Raw genomic sequence first — 19,417 nt, forward strand, 5'->3', positions numbered from 1 at the left:
CCGCTCTCGCCGAGTGGCGTCAACTTTGTTCCGGATAGGTTCACGGTTTCCGCGGCAAACTGAGACTGGTTCGAATTCGTCTGACAGCACCGCCACAAACCAAACGAAGCCCAGATCCAGCCGTCTTCTGAGAGCCGCTGATTCAGACTTTTTTCGTTTGACCTATTTCGGTCGAGTCATATCCTTGCAGCTGACTGACCAGCGGTCCTTCTTTCAATAACAAATTACCCATTCAAAAAGGCCGCTTTTGTCGACTGCGTCAGGCGCACGGCGTTTGATGCCGATCCACGCATTGAAGTTGGAGTTTTTGGATGAACGGCTCGGAAAGGCTCTCGGAAAAGTCTGTTCTCGGAACATGGAAACTTGTCGCTTATCGCTTTGACTACGACGATGGCACGCACGAGGAACCATACGGGCCCGATCCGATTGGAATGCTTCACTATTCTGAGGACGGGCATGTATTCGTGCACATGATGTCGGCTGGTAGACAACCTTTTGGTTCGGACAGTTCGACCGCAACAAGCGAGGCCGCCCAAGCGGCACTCGGAAGCCACATCTCCTATTGCGGTACGTTTCAAGTCTCTGACCAAACGGTCAATCATGAAGTACTAGTCTCGGTTTTGCAGGATTTTGTAGGCCTGACCTTGCAGCGGGAAATTGAGGTCGCAAAAGATCGGCTTACGCTTCGTGGCAAGAACGCGACATTTGGAGGGAAACGTGGAACGGCCGTGCTGGAATGGGCGCGTGCAGATTGAAAGGACTTGCTGTCGAGTTTCCCCTGAATGCTGGCCCACAGGATCCCGACGGCGGCTTACTTTGGATAGGAGGAGAGTAATGGCGCGCATTCTGGATTTTTCAGAGCAGAACGTCATGGTGACAGGCGGCTCAAACGGCATCGGGCTCGCCGTCGCGGAAGCGTTCGTAGACGCTGGAGCGAAGGTGACTGTGACCGGCAGAAGGGGATCGGTCGGGGAGTATCAGGCGGACCTTTCCGCCTTCCGATACCATCAGGTGAACATGGAAGACGAAGCCTCGGTAGCTTCCCTGGTCGCCGCGACTGGTCAGGTTGATGTTCTTGTCAACAATGCGGGAACCTTTGTTGATCCTCCTGAAGGCCTCTCACCCGAGGGGTTTGATCGAAACATGATTATCAACCTCAACTCGGTTTATCGCCTAAGCCACGGCCTGTACCCGAAATTGGCCAAACGGCCGGGATGCATCATCAATATCGCCTCGATGTACAGCTACTTCGGAAGCGGATCGGGGCCAGCCTATGCCGCAAGCAAAACTGGGATCGTTGGCCTGACCAAATCGCTTGCGGTCGCTTATGCGCGTGACGGCGTACGGGTAAACGCCATTGCGCCAGGATGGATCCGGACCAACCTGACCGCAGAATCGCAGGCAAACGACACGTTCAGTGCTTCCATCGTCCAACGAACACCTTTGGCGCGCTGGGGTGAGCCAAAGGAAATGACCGGGACAGTTCTTTACCTTGCATCATCAGATCTGGCCGGATTTGTGACAGGCGTGACGATACCGGTGGACGGCGGTTACAGCGTGATGTAGGACGATGCGTCTGCGTTTTCAGGCCGAACTGTTCGTCAGAGAACGTATGGCGCCAGCCCCATTCCTATCACCCTGGATCACTGTTCGTCATGTCGGTTGGTCGCGCGTGGATTGATGGGGCGATCAGTGGTGAATTGACTGGATGCTGCATTGTATCAAGACAGCGGCGCTTTTATATCTGGCTGGCACATGCTGTGGCTTTGCAAGACAGTTGCGGTGAGTTTGACCTACTGGAATAACGCTTCATGATCGATCTGAGTTCTTTTGAACCACTGCGAAAAAGCCGCAATTACCTGATTTTCCAGCACCCTGAACAAGACAACGCGCTGCTCAAGGTCAGAACGGACAAACCGGTTCGCAGTCACTTTTTACCGCGATACGCTGAATGGCGTTATGGCAATCTGCGGCAGTGGAACCGCGAGGCAAATGAGTACCTGGCCGCCCTGAGCCGAGGATGCCCCGAAATCGAGCGTCTGGCCCGGTTTATGGGATACGCGTCGACATCAGCGGGGCCAGCGCTGGTCGTGGAAAAGATGACCGGCCCGGGCGGCGATCTGGCACCGACGGTGTATCAGGAATTTGTCTCGTACGACGGCGACAAAGACAAAATCCGTACGCTGCACGACGAGTTTATGGAACTTTTGGATGATCTGGAACGCGGCAACATTCTGATGGGCGACATGGGGTTGGAAAACGTTGTTCGCGCTGAACAAAGGGGCGGGCGTCTGGTCGTGATTGATGGGCTGGGTGAAAGGGTTCTTCTGCCTTTGACGCTGTTTAGCAAACGTGCGTATCAGCATTCCATCTTGCGGAGACGCAAGCGCATGTCAGGCAGCTTTGGCGAATTTTGATCCGCGAATCCTCGGCCTGCCATATCGTGGCCCGCGTACAGGGTTGATTTCCGGATCAGGCAGGACCGGCCTGCGCTAATTGAACGAAAGGAACGGTAGTGGAGCGTCAGAGGCAGGAGCAGTTGACCGGTGTGTTTTTTATCAACCTGGACCGCGTTCCCGAGCGGCGGGAGTTCATGGAGGCCGAGTTCGCCAAAGCCGGGTTGAGCAACGCAATTCGATTCAGTGCGACGGACGCGCAGGCAGAAGGGGCGCTTGAAGGGAACGGATATGTCCCGGGAACCGGTAGTCGTTGGGGCCTGAAGCGAAGCGAGATTGCCTGTTTTGAAAGCCACCGGGCCGTCTGGAAACAGATCGTGGATCAGGGACTGCAAGCCGCCGCGGTTTTTGAGGACGATGTGGAAATGTCTGCCAGCGCCGGAGGCGTGATTGAGACAATTCTTTCCAATGGCCAAGTCTTTGATTTTGTGAAGCTTGACTATTCTCCCAAACCGTTGCGTTTCGGGCCACAGGAGACCATTGGTGGTGTCATGGCAAGACCGATGCTGGAAATGGCACCCAGTGCGGCTGCGTACATTCTTTCACAGGAAGGGTGCCGAAAGCTTTTGTCGTGGTCGGAAAATTACTCAGATCATTTGGACGATTTTGTATCTATTCCGCGCCCCGACTGGCGCATGTTTCAGGTGTTCCCTGCGGTTGGCGTACAGATGATCTGGTCGAAGCAACAGGGTCAGACGGTAGAAACTGTCAAAGTCAGCGAACGGTCACAGGACAAGACAACGAATAGCGGTCTGGACAAGGGGCCGCTTTGGTTTCGGGTTCGGCGCGAACTGCAGGCGGCGGGTCGAAAATTGCGCTGGCGAATGGGGCGGCAAGAGCGTCTGCTGAGTCAGGGCGGCTATGCAGGGTTCATTCCCTGCGCCGAAGATTTGAGAGTCTGAGGCCCACGGATACCGGGCCATTCATGTCGTTGAAATCAGTGATCCGGTCATAAACGTTAACAAAACTTTCAATTTGATATAACCTTGCAGTGTTATGAAGAATTAACACGCAGGTAATTGGTGTGGGTCAGACAATTTATGAGAAATACGGCGGGTTCAAAACCATCAGCCGTATCGTAATGACATTCTACGAAATGGCGCTGGACTCCGATGAAATCGGAGGTTTCTTCGAAGACATCGACATGCCGCGTCTGATCGATCACCAAACCAAGTTCGTTTCGTCACTGGTCGGCGGACCGGCGTCGTTCAGTGATGAACGGATCGAGGCGGTGCATAGGAACCTGAACATCAGCCACTCGGACTTTGACGAGATGGCCGAATTGTTCGGGCAGGCATTGTCAATGCACGGAATGTCGGACGGTGATGTGAAAACGGCGCTGGCTGCAATCGAAGGGAAGCGCGCTATCATCGTGGCGCGGGACGCTGCATGAGTATTCTTGCAATCAATGAACAACTGCTGCGTGCAATCGGGGTAGGAGTGGCTGTTGTCCGTGCCTCGGATTTAAGTTTTGTCTTCTATAATGGACCCTTCAGCGAATGGTTCGGCACACCAGCCGAAGGACAAACCCTGATGGACTTCCTTCCGGACCTGGATATGCGAGAACTGGAGGATGTGAAACAATCCGGTCTGCGTTATTCAGTGGAGTTGCAGATCAAGCCGAAACGCAGGACCCTGATATTTGCCACGGCCGTTTCCCTTGCCAATGGCCTTTCCGAGCAGGTCCTGGTGGTCGAGTGCCAGAACATCACCCGCATTCGTGAATTAGAAAGCATGATCGACAGCTATTCGACCATGGTGGAACGCAATACGCGCGAACTTGAGCGGGAAAAGGAACGGGTCGAAAGGTTGCTGCTGAACCTGATGCCTCGTGCGGTTTACGAGGAATTCAAGACGTTCGGCGTTGTGACACCGCAGCTTTATGAACAAGTGTCGGTGGTTATGCTGGACTTCGTCGGCTTCACCGATTTTGCTGCGAAAACGGACCCGACAGTCACGCTGAGCGAGCTGAATGATATTTTCACGGCATTTGACCGCATCGTGGAACAATATGGATGTGAAAGGATCAAAACGATCGGAGATGCCTATCTTGCAGTGTCCGGCATGCCCGATGCGACGCCGGACCATGCAACGGCTGTCGCCCATTGCGCGGTCCGGTTCCTCAGGTATCTCGAGCGGCGCAACGAGACACACCCCCACAAATGGCAGGCCCGTATCGGGTTGGGCATGGGCGCCGCGGTGGGGTCGGTCGTCGGTATCCAGAAATACGTCTACGACGTTTTTGGCCCGGCCGTGAACATTGCGTCCCGACTGCAAGTTTTTGCGAATCCAATGAAAATTGTTGCTCCGGAAGAAATGAAGTATGCGTTGATTGACGAATTCCAGGTTTCGGATCTGGGACTCGTGGAAATCAAGGGCATGGGTGAAATGGACCTGATCAATGTGACGTCCGGCCTGAGCGTACCGCAACCCAGAAAGGTCTTCTGATCGGGTTCAGTCGTCCTGCGGAACCAGGCCAAGCCCCCTCAGGTAGATGCCGATGCCGGTCTCCAGAAGGTCTTCGGGCGGAAAGGGAGAGCTTGCGCCGGTATTTCGGGCAAACAGTTCCACGACTCCATGACTCATTGCCCAAATATGGGCGCTGAACATCGATGCGGGCGGGCGTTTTTCCGGCGGAATGTGCTTGGACAGTTCACTGGCGGCTTTTTCCAGAACGGCCTTGGCCCTGTTGGCGGCCATCGCCAGCTCAGGGGTCCGGTTCAGGGAAATACCGCTTTCAAACATCGAAATGTAGTGACCGGGATGCTTGCGGGCAAAGGCCAGATATGCTCGCCCGGTCGCTTCGAACGCGGCCAAGGCCGAGGGTTGGCCTTTGTCGTATGCGTACTGCATCAGATCGGCAAACATCTCGAACCCCTGACGCGCAGCTTCGGCGATCAGGTCTTCGCGGCCGTGAAAATGCCGGTACACTGCGGCAGGCGTTACGCCCGCCGTCTTGGCAGCTTCGGACAGGGTGAACCCGGTGGGACCCTTTTCTTCGATCAAGGACAATGCCGCCTCGATCAGCGCTTGTTTCAGGTTTCCGTGGTGATACCCGCGTTTTGTCATCCAGGCCTCAGGCGTTTTTTGTTGTCATAACTTGTAAAGTAAGCAGGCTGGCCCGTCCAACAACTGCACCATGTTTGCCAGTCAATCGTACGCCTACGACTCCCAGATGTCCGGCCCGCCGCAAATCAGGGGATCGATCTCTCCGATCGCGCTCTTGTCCTTTTCGTCATAGTCCAGCGCGTGCAACACCGTACGAATGGCGGCCAGTCGCGCACGTTTCTTGTCATCCGAGCGGATGATGGTCCAGGGACAGTGATCCGAGTGGGTGCGGCTCAGCGTTTCTGCGATGGATTGGCTGTACTCATCCCATTTTCCAAGACCGGCAACATCGATCGGGCTGAGTTTCCATTGCTTGAGCGGGTCATTTTCGCGATCCAGAAAGCGACTGAGCTGTTCCGCGCGCCCGACATTCAGCCAGAACTTGAAGAAATGAATGCCGTCATTCACCAACCCGGTTTCCAGCGGGGCGACTTGCCGGAAAAAGCGTTCCCGTTCTTCAGAGGTGCAAAAGCCAAAAACGTTTTCCACCACACCCCTGTTGTACCAGCTGCGATCAAAGAACACGATTTCACCTGCCGAGGGCAGATGCTGGATATAGCGTTGGAAATACCACTGGCTGCGTTCGGCATCCGATGGTTTGCTGAGCGCCACAACCCGCGCGCCACGCGGGTTCAGGTTTTCGCGAAAGCGTTTAATGGTGCCGCCTTTACCCGCCGCATCGCGGCCTTCAAAAATCAGCGCCACGCGATGATCCGAGTCTTTCAGCCAGGCTTGCATCTTGACCAACTCGATCTGCAAAGCCTCCATCTGCCGATCGTATTCCTTGCCCTTCATCTTTTCCGAGTAGGGAAAAGAGGGATTCAGAATTTCGCGTTTCCCGGCATCCTTGATCGCAGAGCGAACGTCTTTGGGCGCATCATTTCGGTAGTAGTCTTCGATCAAACCTTTGTCCGAACGGGCCATGCCTTACCTCGCGATAAAATCCATACCTGACTATGGATTAGCCGGAAGCCTAACGCAAACCGGCGCGTTGTGCGGCCCGGTCGATGGCCGAGGCAACCTCGGGCGCGGCGACCACTTGCGGCATATGCCCGATTCCATCAAGCAGGATCAATTCCGCACCGGGGATCTGTTGGGTCAGCGGTTCCGCGTGCCAGTCGGTTTCAACCGTCGTGTCAGCCGTGCCATGTATGATCTCGGTTGGCACGGAAATCTCTCCGTACCGTGGTTGCAGCTCAGTGATCTCGTTCAGAAGGTTGGCGCGTTGCCGTGCATTGGCATGCATTGACTCGGGTCGCATCGTCAGCCCGGGGCCGAAATGGGCGGCGTAGCCTTCCGGGGCTTTCTGCGGCGCGAACACTTCATCCAATGCGCGTTCGACAAACCAGTCCGGCGTGTATGCGGACACGAACGGCAATGCCGCTAGGCGCCCCGTCGTGGTCGAGGCGAGCCGATTGAAACCATCCAGTGGTGTTTCCCACGGGATGGCTGCCGGCGCGATCAAAACCAGTGCCGAAATGTTCTCGGGCCGGGTCACTGCCCATGCCAATGCAACGGAACCACCATAGCTTTGCCCGGCGACAATGGGTTTCTCGGCTCCAAGCTGGGCGGCCGCACGTTGCAGGATTTCGGCTTGCTCCGTGATGGTTTCGCCGTTCGGGTTAAAGCTTTGGCTGTATCCGAGGCCGGGCCGGTCAAACACGATGACACGAAAGCTTTGTGCCAGGATCGGAGCCAGCGCAACCGTCATGTCCCGCGTGTTTCCGCTGGAGCCGTGGATCAACACCACATCCGGTCCTTGGCCCATGACCACCGCGTGAACCGCAATGCCGTCAACGGTCAAGATGTCCCCTTCGGGCGGAAAAGCGGCCTCTGCGCTTTCCTGATATCGCGCGGCTCGCCACAGGGTGAAGGCCCAGAACAGGGCGAGGGCAGTCAGGAGGATGACGGCAACACGCATCGACCCGCGTCAGGCCCTCAGGTCGGTCATTTCCATACCGATCCGAGTGATATCATAGGGGGTGGTTTCGTAGATTTCGCTGATCCAGTTACCATAAAGCAGATGCGCATGGCTTCGCCACCGGTTCTGCGGTGTCCTTGTTGGATCGTCATCGGGATAGTAGTTCAGCGGGACATTGATCGGCGTGCCGTTGGCAACGTCGCGATCGTATTCCTGTTTCAACGTGTCGCTGTCATACTCGAAATGGTTGAAGATATAGATCGCGCGGTGGGCCTTGTCCTCGACCAGACATGGCCCGACTTCATCGCTGCCCAGCAAGGTGATCAATCCGGGTGCTGCGTCTATCTCATCCTGTTTCATCTCGGTCCAACGGCTGACAGGGATCACGCAATCGTCTGAAAATCCGCGCAGAAAGGGCGAGGATGGTTGCAGATTGCGATGACGGAAGCAGCCAAATGCCTTCGCGTCCAGTATGTGTTTCCTGACGCCATGAAAATGGTTGATCATGGCCATTCCGCCCCAGCACACACCGAAAGTGGAATGCACGTTGGTTTGTGTCCACTGGAAGACTTCCCTGATCTCGTCCCAATAGGTGACGTCGTTGAAATCCAGATGTTCAATCGGCGCGCCGGTTATGATCAGACCGTCGAACTTCTCGTCCTTCACCTCCTGAAAAGGGCGATAGAACTCCTGCATATGCTCGGCGGCGGTGTTCTTGGTTTGGTGCTCGGTCATGCGGATCAGCGACAGATCGATCTGCAATGGCGTGGCGCCGATCAGGCGGGCGAACTGGTTTTCGGTCTGAATCTTCTTCGGCATCAGGTTCAGCAACCCGATGCGCAATGGCCGGATGTCCTGCCGCATTGCCTGATCCTCGGCCATGACCATGACGCCCTCGTTGCTGAGGACGTCAAATGCGGGAAGGTCGGATGGGATCTTGATTGGCATACTGGTCAAGCCTTTGCGGGAACAAGGTAAGTTTGAAAACTATGTGCGGTTGCGGTGGGTCTCAAGAGTGCGTTCGATCAACTCGTCGAAATCTCCGGCGTCCCGGACCGACGCAATCTCACGAGCGGGAATAGTGACGCCCCAATTGTCGGCCATTGCCTGGTAACGCGGCTGGCGGTGCGCCAGAGCCTGCGCATAGGTCCACCTGATGAAGGCATCGGGGTCGACCTCGGTCGGGGCGCAGTCATTCAGGGTCAGGTATTCGTCCCATACGCGGGTCAGAAACTCAGGCTGATAGGACATTGGCTTTGGGGCTTTGTCAAAGCGGCGGATCAGTTCGGAGGCGTGGTTTTCGTCGCCCTTGATCCAGATCATCAGTGTCTGACCGGACAATTCTGACAGGACCTGATCTCTGGGATCGCTTGGATCGACCCACTCGCAGATCGATCCGCCCGTGTCACAGATGAAGTGCGGGTATTTGTAAAGCCGCTGAGCCCGGTCGACAAAATACTCGGTATCCAGCAAGGCGTGGATTTCTGCCAGCCGGAACTGTTCCTGCCTGCGGCGATATTCCTGCAGTTCCATTCCACCCAATTCCGGGTCGCCCGGTTTGCCCAGGTATGTCGCGACGGGCTTGAGGTTCTCGAATGAGATGTTCGAACCGATATAGATCGAGTCCGACAGCAGCAGGTCGCGCAGAAAAGGCACCTTCATCGCCTGCGCTTTGGCGTTGTCGGTAATGTACTCTCCCATGTAACGGGTCCCGATCCGGTAATCGATCGAGTAGTGAAACCAATCACCCGAGTCACGCAGAACGTTCGATACGTAAGTTTTGCCCAGGCCCGACATGCCGAAGAACAAAACCTTTTTCCGCGCTGCCTCGCGCCAGTCTTTCGCCGAATTGTAGATCATGACCCGCCGTTCCTTTTGGAACCTAGCTAAATCGGGCAGCGAGCGGCGTCAATCGCGCGGACCCGAGCGGTTGAGGATCAGCAGGCCCAGTGCCAGCACGGCAAATCCCGCAAACGCATTGGGCTGTAGCGTTTCGCCGCGAATAACTGCCCCCAGCACGATGGCGACAGGCGGAATTATCAATGTCACCAGCATCAGGTTTCCACTGCCTACCATCGCCAGGATCCGGTAATACAGCAGATAGGCCCCGGCAGTTGCAATCAATGCGTAATATCCGATTGCGACCCATGCGGAAATCGGCAGGGCAAACGTTGGGACACCATCCAGAAACAGAGCGAACGGCAGTATCAATATCGTCGACGCCGTCAGCATTCCAGCCGCGGCGACTTGTGGTGGCAGGTCGGACAGGGTTGCCCTGGCCCATGCCCCGGCTAGAGCGTAGGAAACTGTTCCCGCGACAATTGCGATCTGGGCCGTGCTTTGCAGTGAGAAACTTGTGAAATTTTGAAGTCCAATGGCGATGGTGACGCCTGCAAAGCCAAGCGCAACACCAACGATACGAGCTGGCGTCAAACGTTCGTCGTTGAAGCATAGTGCCGCCACGATCACGCCGAAAATGGCGGTTGCGGCATTCAATATCGACGTCAAACCGGATGTCACATAAAGCTGCCCCCATGCCATCAGCGAAAACGGAATTGCATTGTTCAGCAGACCCATGATCAGAAACGCCCCCCAGACGCGTGGGTTACGGGGAACAGGAAGCCGTTGAAACCAAACCACAGCCCAAAGCACCAGCATTGCCCAGAACACCCGATGCAGAACCGAAGTCACGAAAGGCACCGAGTCCAGCGCGATACGAATGGCAACGAAGGATGCGCCCCAAATCAGGCCCAACAGACAAAGTTCGGACCAGGCGCGGGCGGAGAAGTGTTTTTGAGAAGTCATGGTTTGTGTTCGCACGTCCGGACGTGCACGACGACCCGGATCCTGCGAAAAAAAAGCCCCCGCACGTCATGCGGGGTCAATTCCGTGTCTTGGCGATCAGTCCAGAGCGTATGTGATCTGGAAGCCCACGCTCCACGCACTGTTGCCTGAGAAGTCTGCCCGTGCCAACGGTCCTGCGCCGTCTGCGGTCGCATCGCCGATATCGGTGTAGCGAACGCCGCCCGAGATCTTGGCCTTTTCAAGCGAGTACGTTCCGCCCAGGCCAATGCTCCAGAACCCGTCGGTCGGCCCCAGGTTGGAAACCGGATTGCCTGACGAGGATTCGTAGCCCAGTGTCACAGCTCCCGAAAATTCTTCCGAGAACTGATATCCCAGACCAAGAGAGTAGGTGAACGTGGCTTCGTCGTAATCGACCAGGTTCGAGGTCGGCGGATAGTTTGGCGGATTATATACCAGCTGAGGCCAGTCGACCCAGCGAATCGAGCCAAACAGAAGGGTCTTAGGCGCCACACCGGTCTGGAAGTCCAGGTTTACGGACTGCGGTGTTTCAATCTCGCTCGACGTGTCGAATGTTGCCACGGTTCCCGGTGTGATCGGGGGGCGCGGTGGAGGGTTCAGCGATTCCGTCTGCGACCAGTCATGGCTGATTTTCGAGTTGTAGGTCAGTGCTACGCGTGCCGCGATCTCGGGTTTCTCCCACGCCACACCAACCACATAGCCAAACGCGATATCGGCATCGGTATCCACTTGATATCCGGCGGCGAGCGGAACGGTAACGGATGCCTCAACACGTTGAGCGCGAATACCACCGATGGCGCTGAAGCCACCGTCGAACTTGTAGCGCAGCAGCGCCGTGATTGCGTCGGTATCAGCCGTTGCTTCCAGAACACCGGAGCGGCCGCCCGGAATTGGGTTCAATGACAACGGGTAATTGCTTGCGTATGATATGTCCGCCCCGAACGGCTGATCGTACATGACCGCAAAATCAAGCTTGTCGGTCAGCGATGTTTTGAAGCCGAGGTGGGGTGTGAAGAAACTGTTGGCGACATCGCCTGAATCAACGGGCTGGCCCAGGGTGGCGGGATTCAAGCTGGGCATGGTGCCGCTGACGCTTGGGTCGGTATACCCAAGGCGGAACTGAGCAACCGTACCTTTTTCGAAAATAAGGTTGATACCCTGTCCGCTTCGGTCCAGCCCCCCAGCCTGCGCGGCTGATGCACCGGCACATATCATGCACGCCTGTAGTAGCGCTCTCTTCATGTATTCCTCCCTGTTTGCCTCATAACGGTCGCTCTGCTTGGGTTGAGTGAATGGCAGAGCGAGCCCCGGTAGTAAGATTTGCGGATACTCGCTTTTCGTTTGTTTTAACGTCAATCGGTGACGGTGCGTTACTGGCTGCGACTATCCTGACTGACTGTTGCCAAACTGTTACGATTCTCGGACCAGACATTCAGAAATATCCCCGAAAAGATTACAGCCGCCCCCACAAGCGTCCAATTATCCAACGGTTCGGAGTAGAGCACCATGCCAACGATGGCGATGGTCGGCAGCCTGGCAAAGTCAAACGGGATGACCACGGTGGCAGGTGCAATCGCCAGCGCGTTGGTGATGCAGAAATGCGCCAGCAAGCCGGCTATGCCGACCAGCACCAAATAGGGCGCGGTCTGCACGCTTGGCAGCCCGATCTCGCCATCAAGACCAGCGGCAGCAAAACCCAGTACGCCTTGCATCGCGGTGAGCCAGAAAACAATGCAGCCGATCTGTGCGGTCTGTGTGAGTTTCTTGGTGGTAATCGTTGTAAACGCAAAGAAAACAGCAGACGCGGCGGCCATAATAAGACCCGGGCTAAGCGGGGCGGCACCGGGACGCGTGACAAGCAGGATTCCGGCAAATCCTATCAAAGCGGACAGCATTTTCAACGCGGTCAGACGCTCGCGCAGCAGCAGTGGGGAAAGGAGGATAACCCAGATCGGCTGGGTGAATTCCAGTGCAAAGACCTGCGCCAGCGGAATAACACCAACCGCGTAGAACCACAGATTCTGACCCGTGAAATGCAGCGTATTTCGCAGGGCGTGAAGCCCAAGTCGTTGGGCAGTAACCTGATGCCAATTGGCTGTCAGGGTCAGTACGGTTGCAACGATCGCAAAGCCCACGATGCTGCGATACATCATGATTTCGAAGGTGTCGTGAAACAGGCTTAGTTCGCGCCCGGCGACAGCCATTGACGAAAAGGATGCAATCGCACCCGTCATCCATAGGGCAGCTTTGCCCGTCTGAGTTTTGGTCCCGTTCACGTCAAGTCCATGATGTTAGTGGATCATGCGATTGAAAAGGAACAATAAATTCAAAGGGAAATAAACAGAAAAGCCGGGGTGGACCCGGCTTTTTGTCATTCCCATTCGATTGTACCCGGCGGCTTGGATGTTATGTCATAAGTGCAGCGGTTGATGCCTTTGACTTCGTTTATGATCCGAGTGGCCGTTTCGCCAAGGAATTCATGGCTGAACGGATAATAATCCGCTGTCATTCCATCCACTGACGTTACGGCACGAAGCGCACAGGCATAGTCGTAGGTGCGTCCGTCGCCCATCACACCGACCGTGCGAACGGGAAGAATGGCCACAAATGCCTGCCAGATGTCGTCATACAGCCCGTGTTTGCGAATCTGGTCGATGTAAACTGCGTCGGCTTCGCGCAGAATCGCCAGCTTTTCGCGGGTGATTTCGCCGGGGCACCGAATCGCCAGGCCGGGGCCGGGGAAGGGGTGGCGACCGATGAAACTCTGCGGCAGGCCCAGTTCCCGGCCCAGCGCGCGGACCTCGTCCTTGAACAGTTCGCGCAGGGGTTCGACCAGCTTCAGGCCCATCTTTTCTGGCAACCCGCCCACATTGTGGTGCGATTTGATGGTCACTGACGGGCCGCCCGAGAAAGACACCGATTCAATTACGTCGGGATACAGCGTCCCCTGAGCCAGAAACTCGGCCCCATCAATGGTGTCGGCGTGTTTCTGGAACACATCGATGAACAGCTTGCCGATGATCTTGCGTTTGGTTTCCGGATCGCTCTGGCCTTCGAGTTCACCCAGGAACAACTGGCTCTCATCCGCATGAATCAGTTGGATGTTGTAGTTGTCTCGGAACATGCCGACGACTTCTTGAGCCTCGTTTTTGCGCAGCAGACCGTGATCGACAAAGACGCAGGTCAGCTGATCGCCGATCGCTTCGTGAATCAGGATTGCGGCTACAGAGCTGTCTACACCGCCGGAAAGGCCGCAGATGACCTTCTTGTCGCCAACCTGCTCGCGAATCTTTTCGATCATTTGCTCGCGGTAGGCGCCCATGGTCCAGTCACCGCTGAAACCTGCCAGTTTCACGAAATTCTCGTACAGCTTCGCGCCCTTGGGCGTGTGGTGCACCTCGGGGTGGAACTGCACAGCATAGAAATGGCGATCGGTGTCGGCAGTAATCGCAAATGGCGCGTTGGGCGAGGTGCCGAACACCTCAAAGCCAGGGGCAATTTCGCTGACATGGTCTCCATGGCTCATCCAGACCTGCTCGTCACCGTCGGAAAACCATCCATTCAGGATATCCAACTGCCCTTTGGGAGTGACAAAGGCGCGTCCGAATTCCGCAGTGCCGTGACCGCTTTCGACTTTGCCGCCCAGTTGATGCATCATCACTTGCTGGCCGTAACAGATGCCAAGGATCGGAACACCGTAGTCAAAAATCTCTTGCGGCGCGCGCGGAGAACCTTCCCGCGTCACACTGTCAGGACCGCCCGAGAAGATTACGGCCCGGGGGGCCATTTCCCGAACAAACTCCATCGTGACTTTCTGATAGGGGTGAATTTCGCAATAGACATTCAGTTCGCGCAGGCGACGAGCGATCAGCTGCGTAACCTGGCTGCCAAAGTCGATGATCAGAAGGCGGTCATGGGATGTATCACTCATGTCCGCGCCATAGGCCAAGCACGGGAATTTCGCAAGTGTAAGGTCATCGTCGTCGTGCAGATCAGGTCGGAAGTGCAGGTTGCGATGATGACGGGGGATGCTTGCCACCTTGGGCTGACGCTGCTGGTCTATCAGCTTTGGCAGGCGTGCGAGGCAGGGATTCTAATATCGCGGGGGTGAAACGCGCACTTTGGCCTCTTCATCTCTATCTCATAATTCCCTTCGAGCGGTTCGATTTACCGAAAGCTGACGTTGATCCGGGGCACAAACTATGTCGCTTTTATGTTCCAATGGCCGTTATCTTCCAATGGTCCGAACAGTTGTCACGATAAATAGGAACACAATCTGAAATTACCTGAGTATGGGGAAAGCAAATGGCTGAAGCATCAGCACGTCGCCGGAGTCGCGGTGGGGGCGGAGCCGCCCGCCGGGCAGAGCGCACTGCGGTTCGGATCGAAACCGCCAAGTACATTGAGCGCAATATTCCCAACTTCGAGATTCTCAACGAAGAAGCGTTGGAAATCATCGAGACCAACGCCGAGACCATTCTGGAAGAGGTCGGCGTTAACTTCGTCGACAATCCCGCCGCTCTGGAACGCTGGAAAGAGGTCGGTGCGGATGTGGATGGCGAGCGTGTGCGCATCCCGCGCGGACTAGCCCGCCAACTGATCAAGACCGCGCCCAGCCAGTTCACGCAACACGCGCGCGACCCGGGAAAATCGGTTGTCATCGGCGGCCGAAATATGGTTCTGGCCCCGGTCTATGGCCCGCCGTTTGTACGCGATGCACAGGGCGGCCGCCGCTATGCGACCATGGAAGACTTCAACAAGTTCGTGAAGCTGGCCTATATGTCCAAGTGGCTGCACCATTCGGGCGGCACCGTGTGCGAGCCGACCGACATTCCGGTCAACAAACGCCATCTGGATATGCTGATGGCGCACATGACCCTGTCGGACAAGCCGTTCATGGGATCGGTCACTGATCCCAGCCGCGCGCAGGATTCGGTAGAAATGTGTGAAATCCTGTTCGGCAAAGAGTTCGTTCAGGAAAACACGGTCATGACCTCGCTTACCAACATCAACTCGCCGATGACCTTTGACGACGTGATGATGGGGTCGCTTGAGGTTTATGCGAAGAACAACCAGGCCTGCATCATCTCGCCCTTCATCGTAGGCGGCGCGATGGCGCCGGTTTCGGTAGCCGGTACACTGACTCAGGTTCTGGCCGAGGTTCTGGCAGGCGTTGCCTACAGCCAGATCATCCGCCCGGGTGCACCTGCGATCTTCGGCGCGTTCGTTACTTCGATCGACATGAACTCGGGTGCACCGACCTTTGGTACGCCGGAGGCCGCGCACATCACCTATGGTGCCGGTCAGCTGGCGCGGCGGCTTAACTTGCCCTACCGCTCGGCCGGATCATTCTGCGGCTCGAAACTGCCGGATGCGCAGGCCGCGTATGAGACGTCGAATTCGCTGAACATGGGGCTGATGGCCGGAGTGAACTTCATGCTGCATTCCTGTGGCTGGCTCGAAGGCGGTCTGGTTGCCGACTTTGAAAAATTCGTCATGGACGCTGACCAGTTGGGTGTTCTTCACCACCTGGCCAAAGGCGTGGCTTATGACGAAAACGCGCAAGCCATGGAAGCCATCCGTGAAGTTGGACCCGGCGGTCACTATCTGGGCTGTGCCCACACACAGGCCAACTTCAAGGAAGCGTTCTGGAAGTCAGACCTGCTGGATTACAAGCCCTACGAGACCTGGGAAGACGAAGGTGGGCGCGACACGAGGCAACTGGCCTCGGCTCGGGTCGAACACCTGCTGGCCAACTACCAGCAGCCGCAACTCGACCCGGCAATCAACGAAGCGCTGAATGCGTATGTGGCGAATAAGAAAGCCTCGATGCCGGACGCCTTCACCTGATAGATTACTGAAACTGCGAGGCGCGGCTGGTCTGAAATAACTGCGCCTCGCTTGAAATCGCAATCAGCAGATCCAGATGCCGCACCAGTGAATAGGCGGCGTCATCGCTCTGTCGTTGCGCCTCTACTTCCTTCTCCATATCCATCAATCGCACAAGGGCCGAACCGGTTCCGGGTAGTGATCGTATCCCAGAATACGTTGCAGATGCCGGTCACGGTTGTACTCCTGCGCCCCGAACTTGGCCGCGCGAGTCAACAGGCGCGGGCGGCGTAGCGTCGTGATCATTGTCATCAGGTCCTGCATTCTCGGGCTCCGTAACTTTTGTTTTTGCGAGGCCAGTTGTTGCACAACCTAAGCGCGTGGTGCCTTGTCTATATTCGCGCCAACGCTGCTTTCATGAGTGTTTATCAATTTGAATCAAATCTGGTTTTCGCCTTCAGGGGTTAACGAACAAGTAACGAAAGAAACCCTAATTAGAATTGGTTAACTCATACTCCGAGGGCGATCTTAGACAGAATTTCTTGTCGGCGAGGACAAATGACTATGGAAAACAACATGGCTTTCACTGTTCCGGCATGGGTGCCGGAAGGCGCGCAACGTTATCTGGATCACACGGAAACCGGCCGGTCGATCCGAGAAATTGCGCGAAAAGCAGGGTGCCATGCTTCGACGATTCTAAGGCAGATCAGGCGGATCGAGACGCGCCGGGATGACCCCCTTGTGGACGCGGCGCTCCAGTCTCTGGCCGAGACACATTTCTCTGAATCCAAAGTCAGCCCTGGTTTCAGTTCCGATGTTTCAGACGGGACGCCCGAGGGGTTGGCCGCCGCCCGGGATGAGGAGTTCACCCGCGAAGCTCTCAGGGTTTTGCGCAGGCTTTGCGAAACCGGAGCGGTACTGGCGGTCGCCGAAGAAATGGACAAGGCCGTCGTTGTCCGCGATACCGGCAACAGCGCTGCCACCCGGACCGCAGTAGTTGATTGCCGGATCGCCCAGGCGCTTGCGCTGAAGGACTGGATCAACTGCGACAACCCGGGTCGGATTTCACGGTACCGAATTACGGCGCAAGGACGGGCGGCTCTGACCCGTCTGATTGCCCAGGCGGAAAACAAGGCCCGCGCCGGGAATGATCTTGGCATGGCCGAAGCGCAGGCGTCGTTTCAGGCGCACTCGGCTTCGGGCAACACGACTGCATCCCAGCCCGAGCGCGCCCGGCGAATCCGGTATAGCGCCACTGAAAGCCCGTTAATCGCGCTGGCCCGCAGGCGCGATCGGGACGGCAAGCTTTTCCTGGACGAAACACTGGTCGCCGCAGGTGAGCGTCTGCGCGAGGACTTCGAACTTGCCCAGATCCGACCAAAAGTGGCGCAGAACTGGGACCTGTATCTGACAGGCGGTGGACGTGGTTCTTTCGGAAACAGCCCCCAAGTTGGAAACGGATCGTCGGATGCACGGGATCGCGTCGAGCGGGCACTGTCGGACCTAGGGCCGGGCTTGAGTGATGTGGCGTTGCGGTGCTGTTGTTACCTTGAAGGGTTGGAATTGGCCGAAAAACGTATGGGATGGTCTGCCCGGTCTGGAAAGATCGTGCTGCGCATCGCGCTGCAACGTCTCAAACGCCACTATGAAACGCAGGCCGGGCTCAATCGCATGATCGGATGATCGGCAGTCTACGCGATATGAGAGTCTTGTGTTGGTTGAGGTAAGTGATAATCAATGATTATGAACTTCACCCTCCGGCAGTTGCAGTATTTCAGGGCTGTTGCAGAACAGCGGAACTTTGGGCGTGCGGCACAAATTTGTCATGTGTCGCAGCCGGCTTTGTCCGTGCAGATCAAAACGCTCGAGGAAACACTGGGCGGTACATTGTTCGAACGTCAGGCCCGGGACATCCTGCTGACCCCGCTGGGTCGGGACGTTCTTGAACACGCCCGCCAGGTGCTTGGCGCTGCGGACAGGCTGGATCAGTTTGCAAGGGATCACTCGGGCGGGCACCGGTCGCTGTCGATCGGCATCATTCCGACTATTGCACCGTATCTGTTGCCCGGGGTTCTGGCTGGTCTGAGATCAGCAGACGTGTCGTTGCGCGTTCAGATTCGCGAAGCCCGAACCGAACGCTTGCTGAACATGTTGCGGGGCGGTGAAATTGACGCTGGGCTGATGGCGCTTCCGTCAGGCGGTAGCGAATTGTTTGAACTGCCCTTGTTCGAGGACAGGTTTCTGCTGGCAGGCAGCGCGGCCCGCGTACAGAGACTGGCGGATAATCCGGAAACCCTGCGACCTGTCGATCTGCAGACTGCGCAACTGATGCTGTTGGAAGACGGCCATTGTCTGACGGATCAGGCGCTGGACGTGTGTGGGCAGGACAGAAGCAGCGGTTTGATCAATATGGGCGCGTCTTCTCTGGCGACCCTGTCGCGGCTTGTGGCCGAGGGGTTTGGCCTGACTTTGATGCCCGAACTGGCCGCCCGTTCTGAAACCGAGGCCGTGCCGGGGCTGCAACTCATGCGGTTCGGGGCACCACAACCGGCCCGGACCGTAGGGCTGGTACGTCGAAAATCCACAACCGGAGAAGACTGGTTCGACAAACTGGCCGGTGTGATCAGACAGGTCGGCGAAGAGATCGTGACCGCGACCCGCGAATAAGAAAAAGGCCCGACTTGGGCGGGCCTTTTCAACTTTCGGACTTAGGCCAGTGCGGGCTCTTTCGCCTCGCTCAGATGCGCCATCAGGGACTCGGGCGACGAAACGCCATAGGGATCCTCGGGGCAGTTATCCATCAGGCCGGGCTCTTCGAACCACGCTTCGACCACACCGTTATTGACGATGGCTGCATAGCGCCACGAACGCATGCCAAAGCCCAGATTGTCCTTGTCGACCAGCATTCCCATTTTGCGGGTGAACTCACCCGAACCGTCCGGGATGACCTTGACGTTTTTCAGGCCCTGATCCTGTGCCCATTTATTCATGACAAAGCTGTCATTGACAGACATGCAGTAAATTTCGTCGATACCTTGGGCGGCGAAGTCGGCATGGCCGTTTTCGAATCCAGGCAATTGGTAGGTCGAGCATGTGGGCGTAAATGCGCCCGGTAGCGAAAACAGGATGACGCGCTTGCCGGCAAAATAGTCAGCCGTGGTTTTGTCTTCCCAGCGGAACGGGTTTGGCCCCTCGACGGCTTCGTCGCGAACGCGGGTGTGGAAGGTCACGTCAGGGAGTTTTGCATCGGTTTTCATAGTCGTATTCCTGTGATTCAAGT

Annotated in this window: 20 protein-coding genes and 1 pseudogene; 10 read left to right on the forward strand and 11 right to left on the reverse strand. The window is 56.5% G+C overall.

All coding sequences use genetic code 11. The features are described 5' to 3' along the window. Positions 1-311: 311 nt before the first annotated feature. The 6 genes from ACR0CG_RS07510 to ACR0CG_RS07535 all read left to right on the forward strand — a co-directional run bounded on the left by ACR0CG_RS07510 (position 312) and on the right by ACR0CG_RS07535 (position 4,904). The gene (locus ACR0CG_RS07510) at positions 312-755 is read left to right on the forward strand and encodes a lipocalin-like domain-containing protein (protein WP_480523829.1); all 444 of its coding nucleotides are present in this window, start codon (positions 312-314) and stop codon (positions 753-755) included. 79 nt (positions 756-834) lie between these two features. Continuing rightward, a complete protein-coding gene (locus ACR0CG_RS07515) occupies positions 835-1,566 on the forward strand; it encodes an SDR family NAD(P)-dependent oxidoreductase (RefSeq protein ID WP_480523831.1) in 732 nt (243 codons plus the stop codon). Positions 1,567-1,811: 245 nt separating this feature from the next. After that, positions 1,812-2,417 (forward strand): YrbL family protein, encoded by a 606-nt coding sequence (locus ACR0CG_RS07520; protein ID WP_170616708.1) that lies wholly within the window; start codon positions 1,812-1,814, stop codon positions 2,415-2,417. Between the two features lie 98 nt (positions 2,418-2,515). Then, positions 2,516-3,358 carry a glycosyltransferase family 25 protein gene (locus tag ACR0CG_RS07525; RefSeq protein WP_480523833.1) on the forward strand — a complete coding sequence of 281 codons (843 nt, stop codon included), beginning with the start codon at positions 2,516-2,518 and terminating at the stop codon, positions 3,356-3,358. A 122-nt stretch (positions 3,359-3,480) separates the two neighbouring features. Continuing rightward, a complete protein-coding gene (locus ACR0CG_RS07530) occupies positions 3,481-3,849 on the forward strand; it encodes a group I truncated hemoglobin (RefSeq protein WP_170616712.1) in 369 nt (122 codons plus the stop codon). Further along, entirely contained in the window at positions 3,846-4,904 is a 1,059-nt protein-coding gene (locus ACR0CG_RS07535; RefSeq protein ID WP_480523836.1) for an adenylate/guanylate cyclase domain-containing protein, read from the forward strand. Before ACR0CG_RS07530 ends, ACR0CG_RS07535 begins: the two co-directional genes overlap by 4 nt. A gap of 6 nt (positions 4,905-4,910) precedes the next feature. Here the strand turns inward: ACR0CG_RS07535 and ACR0CG_RS07540 are convergent, their stop codons facing one another. From ACR0CG_RS07540 to guaA, 9 genes are all read right to left on the reverse strand, one after another. Beyond that, a complete protein-coding gene (locus tag ACR0CG_RS07540) occupies positions 4,911-5,525 on the reverse strand; it encodes a TetR/AcrR family transcriptional regulator (RefSeq protein WP_170616716.1) in 615 nt (204 codons plus the stop codon). 93 nt (positions 5,526-5,618) lie between these two features. After that, complete coding sequence (ppk2, locus tag ACR0CG_RS07545; RefSeq protein WP_480523838.1) at positions 5,619-6,488, reverse strand: polyphosphate kinase 2; 870 nt, start codon at positions 6,486-6,488, stop codon at positions 5,619-5,621. A 49-nt stretch (positions 6,489-6,537) separates the two neighbouring features. Further along, complete coding sequence (locus ACR0CG_RS07550) at positions 6,538-7,485, reverse strand: alpha/beta fold hydrolase (protein ID WP_480523840.1); 948 nt, start codon at positions 7,483-7,485, stop codon at positions 6,538-6,540. Positions 7,486-7,494: 9 nt separating this feature from the next. Then, positions 7,495-8,433: a homoserine O-acetyltransferase MetA gene (gene metA / locus ACR0CG_RS07555; protein WP_480523842.1), complete on the reverse strand. Its 939-nt coding sequence runs from the start codon at positions 8,431-8,433 to the stop codon at positions 7,495-7,497. Positions 8,434-8,472: 39 nt separating this feature from the next. Next, positions 8,473-9,345 carry an ATPase gene (locus ACR0CG_RS07560; protein ID WP_480523843.1) on the reverse strand — a complete coding sequence of 291 codons (873 nt, stop codon included), beginning with the start codon at positions 9,343-9,345 and terminating at the stop codon, positions 8,473-8,475. Between the two features lie 48 nt (positions 9,346-9,393). Beyond that, entirely contained in the window at positions 9,394-10,290 is an 897-nt protein-coding gene (locus ACR0CG_RS07565) for a DMT family transporter (RefSeq protein ID WP_480523845.1), read from the reverse strand. A 96-nt stretch (positions 10,291-10,386) separates the two neighbouring features. Beyond that, positions 10,387-11,550, reverse strand: a complete 1,164-nt coding sequence (locus ACR0CG_RS07570) for an OmpP1/FadL family transporter (RefSeq protein ID WP_170806242.1) — start codon at positions 11,548-11,550, stop codon at positions 10,387-10,389. A 128-nt stretch (positions 11,551-11,678) separates the two neighbouring features. Then, positions 11,679-12,584: a DMT family transporter gene (locus ACR0CG_RS07575; protein WP_480523847.1), complete on the reverse strand. Its 906-nt coding sequence runs from the start codon at positions 12,582-12,584 to the stop codon at positions 11,679-11,681. 95 nt (positions 12,585-12,679) lie between these two features. Then, the gene (gene guaA / locus ACR0CG_RS07580; RefSeq protein ID WP_480523848.1) at positions 12,680-14,239 is read right to left on the reverse strand and encodes a glutamine-hydrolyzing GMP synthase; all 1,560 of its coding nucleotides are present in this window, start codon (positions 14,237-14,239) and stop codon (positions 12,680-12,682) included. Here guaA and ACR0CG_RS07585 point away from each other — a divergent pair. Both ACR0CG_RS07585 and ACR0CG_RS07590 read left to right on the forward strand, forming a co-directional pair. Continuing rightward, positions 14,222-14,419 carry a hypothetical protein gene (locus tag ACR0CG_RS07585; RefSeq protein ID WP_480523850.1) on the forward strand — a complete coding sequence of 66 codons (198 nt, stop codon included), beginning with the start codon at positions 14,222-14,224 and terminating at the stop codon, positions 14,417-14,419. The two genes, guaA and ACR0CG_RS07585, sit on opposite strands and share 18 nt — an antisense overlap. Positions 14,420-14,613: 194 nt before the next feature. Continuing rightward, positions 14,614-16,158 carry a trimethylamine methyltransferase family protein gene (locus ACR0CG_RS07590; protein ID WP_480523852.1) on the forward strand — a complete coding sequence of 515 codons (1,545 nt, stop codon included), beginning with the start codon at positions 14,614-14,616 and terminating at the stop codon, positions 16,156-16,158. 4 nt (positions 16,159-16,162) lie between these two features. Here the strand turns inward: ACR0CG_RS07590 and ACR0CG_RS07595 are convergent. Next, a pseudogene (locus ACR0CG_RS07595) lies at positions 16,163-16,461 on the reverse strand (DUF6477 family protein). Between the two features lie 240 nt (positions 16,462-16,701). Between ACR0CG_RS07595 and ACR0CG_RS07600 the strand changes: the two are divergent. Both ACR0CG_RS07600 and ACR0CG_RS07605 read left to right on the forward strand, forming a co-directional pair. Next, positions 16,702-17,820, forward strand: a complete 1,119-nt coding sequence (locus tag ACR0CG_RS07600) for a DUF6456 domain-containing protein (RefSeq protein ID WP_480524125.1) — start codon at positions 16,702-16,704, stop codon at positions 17,818-17,820. 60 nt (positions 17,821-17,880) lie between these two features. Then, positions 17,881-18,804, forward strand: a complete 924-nt coding sequence (locus tag ACR0CG_RS07605; protein WP_170616737.1) for a hydrogen peroxide-inducible genes activator — start codon at positions 17,881-17,883, stop codon at positions 18,802-18,804. Positions 18,805-18,845: 41 nt separating this feature from the next. Here ACR0CG_RS07605 and ACR0CG_RS07610 read toward each other — a convergent pair whose 3' ends face one another. Beyond that, positions 18,846-19,394, reverse strand: coding sequence for a redoxin family protein (locus ACR0CG_RS07610; RefSeq protein ID WP_480523854.1), 549 nt, complete (start codon positions 19,392-19,394; stop codon positions 18,846-18,848). Positions 19,395-19,417: the final 23 nt, after the last annotated feature.

This window comes from Ruegeria sp. AB8, assembly GCF_056542605.1.